This is a genomic window from Halomonas salipaludis (assembly GCF_002286975.1).
GTDB lineage: Bacteria > Pseudomonadota > Gammaproteobacteria > Pseudomonadales > Halomonadaceae > Franzmannia > Franzmannia salipaludis.
Genome location: NZ_NSKB01000003.1, coordinates 211788 through 222935, shown reverse-complemented (window position 1 = coordinate 222935; position 11148 = coordinate 211788). Strand labels below are relative to the sequence as shown.

The following is an 11148-nucleotide window of genomic DNA, read 5'->3' as shown; positions in this document are numbered from 1 at the left end:
ACCCCATGACCCCGATCCTCACCGTCGAAGGCCTGGACAAGGGCTTCGTGCTGCATGGCCAGGGCGGGCTCGCGCTGCAGGTGATGCAAGCCCTTTCGCTTGAACTCCACGCCGCAGAGTGCCTGGTGCTGGCCGGGCGCAGCGGCATCGGCAAGAGCACCCTGCTCAAGATCCTCTACGGTAACTACCTGGCCGGCGAAGGGGACATCCGCCTGCACTTCGATGACGGGACGCTCTCGCTCGCCGCGCTGCCGGCGCACGCCTGGCATTCCCTGCGCCGCGACGTGATCGGCTATGTCAGCCAATTCCTGCGCGTGGTGCCACGGGTCTCGGCCCGTGAGGTAGTGATGGAGCCGCTGCTGGCGCGAGGTGCCGATGCCCACGAGGCCAGTGTGCGGGCCGAGACGCTGCTGGCACGACTCAACCTGCCCGAGCGGCTATGGTCGCTTCCGCCTGGCACCTTCTCGGGCGGCGAGCAGCAGCGCGTCAACATCGCCCGCGGTTTCATCGGCGAGCATCCACTGCTGTTGCTCGACGAGCCCACCGCTTCGCTGGATGCGGCCAACCGTGCCGTGGTGGTCGAATTGATCCACGAGGCCAAGGCACGTGGCGCCGCCATGCTCGGCATTTTCCACGACGAGGACGTTCGCGAGCGAGTGGCCGACCGCCTACTACCGCTCGAAGCGTTCATGGCGCCGTCCCTGGCGTCCCCCACCCCATCGTCGCCTTCCCGAGGGCTTGCCCATGACTGAACAGATCCTCACCCATGCCAAGCTGGTGCTCGACGACGAGGTGGTCGCGGGCAGCCTGGTGATCCGCAACGGTTGCATCGCCGAGCTCGATACCGCCCCGAGCCGTCATCCCGCGGCCATCGATTGCAATGGCGATTATCTGCTGCCGGGGCTGGTCGAGCTGCATACCGACAACATGGAGAAGTACTTCCAGCCGCGGCCTCGGGTCGCCTGGCCGCCACGCCAGGCGGCGCTGGCCCACGACGCCCAGATGGCGGCGAGCGGCATCACCACGGTGTTCGACGCGGTGGCCATCGGCGACGTCAACAAGACGAGCGTTCGCCACCTGGCGCTAGAGGCGATGTGCCGGGCGATCGACCATATCGTTGATGCCGGCCTGGCACGGGTCGACCACCGCCTGCACCTGCGCTGCGAGGTCAGTCAACCCGAGACACTGACGCGTTTCCGCGAGCTCGCCGACCTGCCGCGGCTCGGCCTGGTGTCGCTGATGGATCATGCCCCGGGGCAGCGGCAGTTCGCCTCCCTCGAGGCCTATCGCACCTACTATCAGGGCAAGTACGGCCTGAGCGACAGCGAACTGGAGGTCTTCGTCGAACGGCAGCTCACCAACAGCGCCCGCTACAGCGCCGAGCACCGGCGGCTCATCGCCGCCGAGTGCCACGCCCGGGGGCTGGCGCTGGCGAGCCACGACGACGCCACCCTGGAGCACGTCGCCGAGAGCCACGAGTACGGCACGCGGGTGGCCGAGTTCCCCACCACGCAGGCGGCTGCCGAGGCCTCGCACCGCGCGGGCATGGCGGTGATGATGGGTGCTCCTAACGTGGTGCGGGGTGGCTCACACTCCGGCAACATCGCCGCGGCAACGCTGGTCGAGCAAGGCGTGCTGGATATCCTCTCCTCGGACTACTATCCGGCGGCGTTGCTCGACGCAGTGTTCCGCATCGCGGGCATGGAAGCGGGCTATGCGCTGCCGCAGGCGGTAGCCACGGCCACGCGCCTGCCTGCCGAGGCCGTGGGCCTGAGCGATCGCGGTCGTCTCGCCGAGGGGTTGCGCGCCGATCTGCTCCGGGTGCGGCTGTGCGACGACCACCCGCTGGTGGTGCGGGTGTGGGCCAGCGGCAGGCAGGTGCACTGATGGCGGGCTATGGCGCGACGGGGCGGCTCGTCTACGTGATGGGGGCCAGCGGCGTGGGCAAGGACAGCCTGCTGTCCGCTGCACGGCATCGCCACCCCGAATGGCCGGTGGCACACCGCTACATCACCCGCGCAAGCGGCGACAGCGAAGATTGTGTGAGCCTCAGCCACGCGGAGTTCGCCTGGCGCCGTCGGGCAGGCCTGTTCTGCCTCGACTGGCAGGCTCACGGGCTCGACTATGCCCTGGGCGTGGAGGTTCGCGCCTGGCTCGATCGTGGGACGACGGTGCTGGTCAACGGCAGCCGTCGTGCGCTGCCGCTGGCCCAGGCGCGCTTCTCCGAATATCTGCTGCCGGTGCTGGTCACCGCGAGGCCGGAGGTGCTGCGTGAGCGGCTCCTGCAACGCGGACGCGAGAGTCGCGAAGAGGTCGAGGCGCGGCTCGAGCGCCATCGTCAGCTCGGGGATGCCTGCCCCGGCGTGCCGCGCTTGGATAACAGCGGTTCGCTCGAGTCGACCCTGATGACGCTCGAAGCCTGGCTGGCCGTGGAGTGCGTCTCATGAGGCTGCGATTCGTCGGTACCGGCGACTGCGCCCAGGTGCCGCGTTTCGGCTGCGACTGCCCAGCCTGCCAGCGTGCCCGGGTGCTGAGCAGTCATCGGCGCGGCCCCTGTTCGGCCGAGGTGCGCGTCGATGGCCAGTGCTACCTGCTCGATGCCGGTCGGCCCGACCTCGCCGAGAGCTGCGAGCGGGAGCGTCCGACGGCGATCCTGCTCACCCACTATCATCCCGACCATGTCCAGGGCCTGTTTCATCTGCGCTGGGGAGTGGGCAAGACGATTCCCGTCTACGGTCCCAAGGATGCCCAGGGCTGTGCCGACCTCTACAAGAATTCGGGTGTGCTCGACTTCCAGCCGGGACTCAAGCCGTTCCGGCCGCTACGGCTCACAGGGATGGAGGTGATTCCGGTGCCGCTCGCCCACAGCAAGCCGACGCTCGGCTATTGCCTCGACGACGGCGGCGTGCGGCTGGCCTATCTCACCGATACTTGTGGCCTGCCTCCCGAGACCGAACGTTTCCTGCGACAGTGGCAAGCGGACTTGGTGGTGCTCGATGCCACCCATCCGGCCAGTCATGTTTCGCCACGCAACCACAATGACCTCGCCATGGCACTGGAGATCCTCGACCGCCTCGCGCCCCGTCGCGCTTATTTGACCCATCTGAGCCATGCGTTCGATGCCGAAGCGATGAGCGCCCCCTTGTCACTACCTGCGCATGTGGGCTTGGCCGAAGATGGGATGCAACTGGTGTTGGAGAATCCCGTGTGGCGGTTGCGACTTGAGGCCAGCATCGTGCAGTGATCCTAATGGCTGTCCGCTCGTCGGGGGTTCATCGGATCGCACTGGATTTCAATTGATTGAACGATTTTATCTCAATATCAATGGGTTGAGACTTTTCTCTGAGGCTAGTTGTACGTCACTCTATGTTCTGGATCTGAAAATAGTGCGTGAATAATTTTCATAATCCAATCAGGCGCTTGCGGGAAAAATGAGCAGCCAGGCGTGACTTTACTCCCCAGAGTACTCCCCGTTTGGCTGAGGCTGCACTAGGCTGCCTCGGTCAGGCAAGGAGCTTGAAATGGGGTGATGGAAGGGCATTCTACTCAAGCACTGCCGCAGTGGCTATCGGTCCTCAGCATCCTTGCCTCGGCGCACAGCTGAACCCATTGAGCCAAATCGACGCTCAGCGCCGGGTTGCTGCTGGCAATCTGCCGCAATTTCTGTGCTAAGCCCGTCCATTATGCCGGGCACCGCCTCCGATCGCGTCCTCTGTAGATGTAAGGCGGCATGTCGTTACTGGCAATGTCTTCCTTTAAACTTCATTTTAGTCGTTCCTAACACAAGGTTAGAATCGGCTATGCTGGACAGATGAGTCGGGTACTTTTTCTCCGGCCGATTTTCGTCCCATGGTGCTACTACTACCTTTTTCTTTAGTAGGTAATTTGCCCAAGCTCCGTTATTTGAACTTTTTTTGTGGTGATAAAATAGAGCTTTTCTATATCTCCTAGTTTTCTCCTTTGTTGGAGTCAATTTGATCTTTCATAGCCTGCAATTTAGGACCTAAGCTAGTAAATTCAGTATTTCCATTGTGGCTTGTAGGGTATTTTCCCTCTAAGTATCCAGCTAAAACCTCGCCAATGTTGCTTTGCGGGACAGAATAGTGGGCGCTAAAATAGTGCGGTGATTCGGTCGGATAGTTGTAAGAGATGCTATCAACCGAGTGGTCATAGCCCGGTGAGTCATTTTGGGCATAGCCAGTAAAGCTTCCTCTTATTCCATACCTGGCAGACTCGTTAGATATAATTGTTTCCAAAACGCTGTGGATGGTGGCGTTTTGAATTTCAGCCATGGCTTTTAAAGCTTCATAAGAAGAATTAGATATCTTGAATGTCCTTGGCTTTATGCCGGGGGTTCGCATTGCGCTTTTTTGTTGACGAATGTTGTTCTTAAGTTTTCTTACGCAATCTATAAAGTGTAAATCACGCGCATTCCTAGACTCTATATGCTCAATTTGTTCCGCAATGCTTAGCTTTTTGTTGTTGCAATAAAAGCCTTTGCTGTTTAGGTAGTCTAGCGCTTTAGATTCGGCTTCCCTTGGTTGCTGCTGGAGCCACTTGCAGAGTGATTTCATGTCATATTAAATCGTGTTGTTTGCGTTAATTAACGCTACCATAGGCAGCTAAACGTGTCAAATAAAGTCAATTTTCACATAAAAAAGTATTCTTATAGACGACCTGATTAGGTTGCATGCTTCACCACAACCATCAAGCTTTGCTATATAAAGCTACAAAAATGCGTCAAAAACCATCAATTATCACATTTCATCATTCCTTGCAATTCTTCGTGCCTTGGTCAGCCCACGCATCAGTCTCATTGGCGCCTAGGCTATAGCCTTCAGATAAATGGAAGCGCAAACAAAACTCCTAGGATGCAGTGCTATAATTTTCCTTGGCAGGTAAGTTATGGAGAAGCGCAAGCACTGGATGCGTTCTCAGTTACCTTTACAACTGAGACTTCAGATTAAAAATTAACTACCCAGCTCGATCTCATGAACGAATAACAGGAGTTCGTCATGAGCATGAAACTGATCCGCATCAAAGACGTCATTGAACGTACCGGCCTCGGTAGGTCCACGGTCTACAAGTACATGAACCTTGGATTGTTCCCCAAGTCTGTCAACCTCACCAGTCGGGCCGTTGCCTGGGTCGAGAGTGAGGTGGATGCGTGGATTCAGAACAGTATCGAATGCCGGGATACTGAGGACAATTAGTGCCGGCCGCTTCGAACTATTCCTGATGTAATGGAAGAGCCGAGGCTCCACCCTCTATCCCTCAAGTCCATTAGAGCCCACCTGCATTGCTGATCATGGAATCAGCATTTTCGACCCTTGTTTAATTATTATTACTCTAGTCAAGAGAGAAGGGTAGGGGCCACCAGCCCCGTATCAGATAAACAAGGCAAGCAGCAGAGAAGATCCTAGGCATAGACCAATGAATCCAGCAGACAGCTGGAGAGTTAATTGTGCCTGATATCAGCGCCGATGACCGACAAGGCATCGGCGTTTAACCATGTCACTGGAGATGTGAAATGACAACGAGACACCCCACCAACCCCAACCTGCACCTGACTCACTCCACCTCGTTCAACGGGATGGAGGTCCAGCCAGAGTCCTTGCCGATGGTTATTGAATACTTGCAGACGCTTCAGGACACGCTACAGAGTGCTATCGACGAGTATCCGCGAGTGCTTGCTTTTCGAGTTGACCCAGTAGTACCTATCGCAATCAGTGACAGGATGACACTTCAGGACCATCAGTTGCTGATCCGGAGATTTATCGAGTCCCTCAGGGCGATCATCAAGCACGACCGAGCACGGAAGCGCCTGAGCGGCTGGGCGCCGGATACCAAGGTCCGCTACGTCTGGTGCCGTGAGGTAGGAGAAAATGGCAAGCCGCACTATCACTTCTTCCTGATACTCAATCGCGATGCCTATCACCTGCCCGGCAGGGCGGGTTCCCCCAACGAAAATCTCTTCAACCGTGTCTCCCGGGCCTGGTACAGCGCGCTGGGGGTGGAGTGGAACCCCCAGGAGCCTTGGATTCATGTTCCACAGAACCCGTGGTATTGGATCGATAAGGATGACCCGGATAGCCTCGCGCGAGCCTTCTATCGGGCCTCTTACATGTGCAAAGCGGAGACGAAGCAGTATGGCCTAGGGCTGCGGGCGTTCGGCAACAGCCAGAACTAATCAACAGGTGCAAGTAGCGCACCGAACCGTACGGGGCCTCCCTGAGGCCCCGAACCTTGAGAGGGCGGAGCCATGAGGGCAAGCCAAGTATGGCTGTTGATGAGCAGGCTGTGGTGCCAACCTGTTTGAGACCCCCTAGGGAGGAAGTATGCGTACAACGCAAGGCGTGGGCGCCCATGTCAGAAAACGAGGCCCACCATCACACATACCGCTCGATGACGTCGCGTGTCTGGGAAGGCTCGAATACGGTATCGAAGGCCCATTGGCCGAAGCCACCCTGCTCGTTGACGGCCTTGACCCAAGTCTCCATGGCAGCGCGTTTCTCGGCATTCTGCTGGCTGTCCTGGCCCTTCACCTCGAGCACCAGGGTCTTGCCGTTGGCGAGACGGACCAAGTAGTCCGGTACGAAGTTGCGTGATGAGCCGCGCCAAAGGTATCGCACCTTGAAGTCCAGGTGGTCGTTCTTGGCCCAGGCGGTAATGTGTGGATGGTTCTCGCAGATATCGGCGACCAGCTTCTCCCAGGTGCTATCGTAGACCACATGGCTTATCTGAGAGCGTTCAGTGGCCGCACAGGGTTTGGTTGTCAGCCAGGCACGCATGGTGGCAGTGGAGCCGATAGGACGGTGCTCATCGAAGATTAACTCCTGACGCTCGACATTCTGCTCAGTGACGAAGCGGCTGACGTGTGCGACGACAGTGTCCATATTCAGAGCGAACAGCAGGCGGCGTCGCACTGGGTCCTGGTGCCATAGGCTGGGGATGTCCAACTTGTCGCTGGCCAGGAACTCTTCCACCAGCCGGATCAACTGGACGGCCAGATACTGCTTGTCGCCGCCGAAGGTGGTCGCGTTCTGCAGGTAGAGCTTGCGTGCCGCCCGGAAAACCAGGTTCTGCAGGCGAAAGTCCTCGACTGCTTTTTCCAGGTCGATCTCGGTCACCATGCCCAAGTTGGGCGAGCCGGTCAGCGATGGTGCGATATCGGCGTTCAGCGGCGTCTGGCCCGGGTCCAGCTTCAGTGGCTCCACGCCCTGCCAATCCATCACCAGCTCGGGCTTGAGCACGTTGTCGATCCGATCGACATTGGGCCAGCGGATCTCCAAGTGATTCCTGCCCGGCTCCACCTCGATGCGGATGCTGGGCTTGGGCGGTGGCGGTGCCTCGCCGCCTTCGCTGTCGTCCTGAAAGATTGATAGCGGGACCCCGAACACATTGACGTATTCGGGCAGAAACTTGCCGTCGGCGTCCATGTCGTGGGCTACCCGGCGCAGCCCACGGCCGATCACTTGCTCGCACAATAGCTGACTGGTGAAGGCCCGTAGCCCCATGATGTGGGTCACGTTGGCGGCGTCCCAGCCCTCGGAGAGCATGGCCACCGAGATCACATTCTGAAGATGCTGGCCCGGCTGGCCGCGTTTGCCGACTGTGTCCACCAGGGCACGCAACTGTTCTTCCTGCTTCATGGCCAGCAGGTCGTCGCGCTTGTCGCTGGGCAGGCCGGCGGCCTGGATGATCGCTTCGAGCCGCTTCGCGTACTCCTTGTCCTTGGTGATGGACTCTCCCCGCTCAGCCTTCTCCAGCACCCTGGAGTCGACCCGCAGGGTGGCATCCGGCGCCTGCGTGTCCTGAATGAGACAGTCACCGTTGTTGAAGAAATGCTCGATGCGGGCAGACGTCTCGGTGCGGTTGCACACCGTCAGCATCACTGGGGGAATGGTGTGGCCGCTATCGCGCCACTGATTAGCCGTCTCCCGCCAGTCGTAAGCCAGCAGCGCGTAGGCTTTCTGCACCAAATCCGGGAGCGGTGCATGAGGCTCCGCCCGGCGATTCAAGTCGTCGCGTACTTCATCCTCACGGTAGAGGTGATAGAGCTTGCTGGCGTAGGACTTGGCGTTGGCCAGAGCGTCGTCACGCACAACCACCCGAGGTGTCTTCACCAGTCCGGCTTCGATGGCATCGTTGAGCCCAAAGTCAGAGACCACCCACTCGAACAGACCTGCGTCAGTATTGCTCTTGCCGGTAGGGGCGAAGGGCGTAGCGGACAGGTCGAAGCAACGGCGGATGCGCCGGGTCTTGTGGATTCGGTCGAGCCCCTCTATCCAGCGAGTGGCCTCATCCAGGTCGATCCCCAGGGCCTCGGCCTCTTTCTTGCTCACTTTCATCTCGGCGCGCTGGCGATAGGCGTGGTGAGCCTCGTCATTGATGACGATAAGATCCTTGCGATCCGCCAGCTTGCCTAACACCCGGCGGGTGAAGGCCTCGTCGCTCTCCTTGCCTTTCTTCACCACCGAACGGGCCTGCTCCTTGAGCGGCATCAGGGTATGCCAGTTCTCCACCGCCAGTTCCACACGGTTGAGCTGCTGACGCATGGACTCGTTGGGGCACAGTCGAAACTCGTCGTAGACATTCTGCTCGTTGCCGGGGTAGAGCACCTGCAGGCGGCTCTTGACGGTTAGCCCGGGCGTGACCACTAGCACTGCCTTGGAATAGCGCCGGTCATTGGGGTATTGGATTGCATTCAGAGTCTGCCAGGTGATGATCAGCGCCATTACCGTGGTTTTGCCCGAGCCGGTAGCCATCTTGTTGCAGATACGCTCCCAGGGGCCGCCGTCGCCAGGTAGAAAGATGCCCTGGCGGAACGACTCCTGAGCCTCCAGCCACCAGATCAGCGTCTCGACAGCCTCGAGCTGGCAGAAGTAGAACGGGTACTGGCGCGGGCCGCCCTCCCAGCGGCGACCATCGGCGTCCCACTCGCCACGTGCCTGCCAGTGCTCCAGCAGTTGCCGCGTTACGCTGGTCACGCCCGGATAGCCAGCCGTGCGCCATTCGTCGACCCGCTGACGGATGCGATTCACCAACTCCAGCGGTTCGCTGCGCCGCGTGTTGTTGCGGGTATCGAAGATCTCGTAGGCGGCGGGTCGGCGCCCCTGACGCTGGCTCATCGCCTTGCCGGCGCCGTCCTGCTCCCAGTAGGCGGAAGGGCGGTCGTACGGGGAGTTGATGATCAGGGATTGAGCGGTCATTCGCGGGTTCCTTCTACCGTGCGATAGCCCTGCCGACTGTGGTTCGGGACGTTGGGGTAGCGTAGTTGCAGCAGGCCTTCCCGCACCATGGGCGTCAAGTAGCGGGTCCGCAGCCCTTCCGGGTTTCTGCCTACCAGATAGGCCAGCTGTGCCAGGCTGAGGTATCGGTCTCGACACAGTGTTTGCAGCACCCGTCGCATCTCCTGAGCCGGCGGCCGGTATCCGCGAACATGGGCCGTCTGGGCGACCAGCTCTGCCGTGGTCTCGGAGTCAAATTGCTGGGAGAGCTCATCCCACAACGGATGCTCCACCACCGCTGGGTGTAGGGAGCTAGTGTCGGAGTGTAGGGAGCTAGTGTCGGAGTGTAGGGAGCTGACTTCGCTCTGCGCGGCTTGCTGCTCACCGCCAGCCGGAGAGGGAATATATTCGGCTTTCAGCCCGGTCGGGGCTGCCAGTGGCAAGGTGTAGTAGGCCCCACGGCTGCGCCCATGGGGCTCCAGCATGCCTTTCTCCACTAGGCCACGCAGCATCTGGGTGATATCGACTCTGTGCAGGGTCAGCATCTCCTGCAGGCGCTGATTGGTGACCTGCCGTTCCATGGCTGCGATGACAAGCGTCTGCGCCTCGTCGGGTGAGAGTGCCTGAAAGGCGGATCCGAAGCGCTCTTCCAGTGTTGCTATCACATCTTCGGGCATCACGCTGATTAGCGGCAGTAGCAGAATGACCCGGTCAGGCCGGAAGCGCTCACGCAAGCTTGGGGGCTGCCAGAGATGGGCGTGCCAACTGCGGCGGATCTTGTCCAGCCCGGAGCCTGCCTTGTCGCCTACGCCCAACAACTGAAACATCTTTTGCAGCGACTTGTTGCGGCATTCGCTGACACCACCGGCCATCAGCTGCTCCTGAGAGAGCAGCAGCGTACCGGGGTTGGAGAACTCGAAGCGATCCTTGAAGCGGTCGATCACGATCCCACCCTGCCCGGAGTGCTCGGCATGGATCAGCGCGTTGACCAGCGCCTCCTTCAGTGCTTCATGGGCATCACTCTGGCCGCGGCGGTCAGGCCGGAAAGGTACCTTGAGGGCCGGGTCGTGGGAGAGCTTCTGCGATACGCGTTGGTAGAACTGGAACAGGTTAGCTTCCCAGGTGCCGTCGATGGTCAGCCGGTCACTCCAGCGGGTGGCTTCGTCGTCGGCCAGACGCTCGCGGTAGTCGAGGTGGAAGCCCGGCAGGGCGGCATTGTCCTGGATGGCCTCGGTCTTGCCGAACATCAGCAGACCCGCCAGGGTCAGGCCCAGCTGGCCGCTCTGACGATCCTTGCGCCATCCGCCGAGCTTGGTTAGCAGGCCGCGGTCGTCTTCCGTTAGCCAGGGATGGTCGGGTACCCGAGAGGCCATGCGATTGCGAAACTGCTTGAGGGAGTCGGCATCGAGGTCGTCGACGTCGAAATTCTCAAGGATGCGGCTGTCCGCCGGCTCCTGGTCGAGCCGATCGGCGAACATACGCTGCACTTCGGACTCGTTGCAGCGAAAGTCACCCTCGTGGTTGCGACGGTAGCTGCCCTGGAAGGGGTCCACGCCGATGTAGACAGGTCGCTCGCTGCGCGAGGCCCGCGGCACTTCGATCACCAAGATGTCGTCACCCTCGAAGGTCTCTACGCTAACGTCGCTCTCCTGCAGGATATTGGCGCTAACCTTCTGGCGGTTATTGACCGTGACCCAGAACTCGCGGCGCAGCTTATCGACATCGGGGATGCCCGAGATCACCGGCCCCTGGTCGGTTTCCTTGACCCCCAGATAGATAGTGCCTCCGGCGGTATTGGCGAAGGCGCTGTAGGTTTCCCACAGGTCGCGAGGCAGCCCGCCCCGCGCCGACTTGTACTCGGTATCGACCCCCTCATGGCGAGCCAGCACCTCGAAGAGGCTCAGTTGCTGTGTCATGG

At 60.2% G+C, this 11148-nt stretch carries 9 protein-coding genes; 6 read left to right on the top strand and 3 right to left on the bottom strand.

Going from position 1 to position 11148, the window contains the following annotated elements; genetic code table 11:
* Positions 1-5: 5 nt before the first annotated feature.
* The 4 genes from phnL to phnP are packed head-to-tail and all read left to right on the top strand — an operon-like array spanning position 6 to position 3244.
* On the top strand, positions 6-752 hold the full coding sequence (phnL, locus tag CK498_RS08615; protein WP_095620465.1) for a phosphonate C-P lyase system protein PhnL: 747 nt from the start codon (positions 6-8) through the stop codon (positions 750-752).
* Entirely contained in the window at positions 745-1887 is a 1143-nt protein-coding gene (locus tag CK498_RS08610; RefSeq protein ID WP_176475752.1) for an alpha-D-ribose 1-methylphosphonate 5-triphosphate diphosphatase, read from the top strand. Before phnL ends, CK498_RS08610 begins: the two co-directional genes overlap by 8 nt.
* Positions 1887-2447: a phosphonate metabolism protein/1,5-bisphosphokinase (PRPP-forming) PhnN gene (gene phnN, locus CK498_RS08605; RefSeq protein WP_095620463.1), complete on the top strand. Its 561-nt coding sequence runs from the start codon at positions 1887-1889 to the stop codon at positions 2445-2447. The genes CK498_RS08610 and phnN overlap by 1 nt, the downstream gene beginning before the upstream one ends.
* Entirely contained in the window at positions 2444-3244 is an 801-nt protein-coding gene (gene phnP / locus CK498_RS08600) for a phosphonate metabolism protein PhnP (protein WP_095620462.1), read from the top strand. The genes phnN and phnP overlap by 4 nt, the downstream gene beginning before the upstream one ends.
* Before the next feature lie 703 nt (positions 3245-3947).
* On the opposite strand, the gene CK498_RS25715 is transcribed toward phnP, so the two are convergent.
* Entirely contained in the window at positions 3948-4574 is a 627-nt protein-coding gene (locus CK498_RS25715; protein ID WP_141246931.1) for a hypothetical protein, read from the bottom strand.
* A gap of 441 nt (positions 4575-5015) precedes the next feature.
* Between CK498_RS25715 and CK498_RS08595 the strand changes: the two genes are divergently transcribed.
* Together CK498_RS08595 and CK498_RS08590 are read left to right on the top strand one after the other, a co-directional pair.
* Entirely contained in the window at positions 5016-5213 is a 198-nt protein-coding gene (locus CK498_RS08595; protein WP_217987736.1) for an AlpA family transcriptional regulator, read from the top strand.
* Between the two features lie 317 nt (positions 5214-5530).
* Positions 5531-6190, top strand: coding sequence for an inovirus Gp2 family protein (locus CK498_RS08590; RefSeq protein WP_095620461.1), 660 nt, complete (start codon positions 5531-5533; stop codon positions 6188-6190).
* 199 nt (positions 6191-6389) lie between these two features.
* On the opposite strand, the gene CK498_RS08585 is transcribed toward CK498_RS08590, so the two are convergent.
* The gene (locus CK498_RS08585) at positions 6390-9212 is read right to left on the bottom strand and encodes a BPTD_3080 family restriction endonuclease (protein ID WP_095620460.1); all 2823 of its coding nucleotides are present in this window, start codon (positions 9210-9212) and stop codon (positions 6390-6392) included.
* On the bottom strand, positions 9209-11146 hold the full coding sequence (locus CK498_RS08580) for an ATP-binding protein (protein ID WP_095620459.1): 1938 nt from the start codon (positions 11144-11146) through the stop codon (positions 9209-9211). Before CK498_RS08580 ends, CK498_RS08585 begins: the two co-directional genes overlap by 4 nt.
* Positions 11147-11148: the final 2 nt, after the last annotated feature.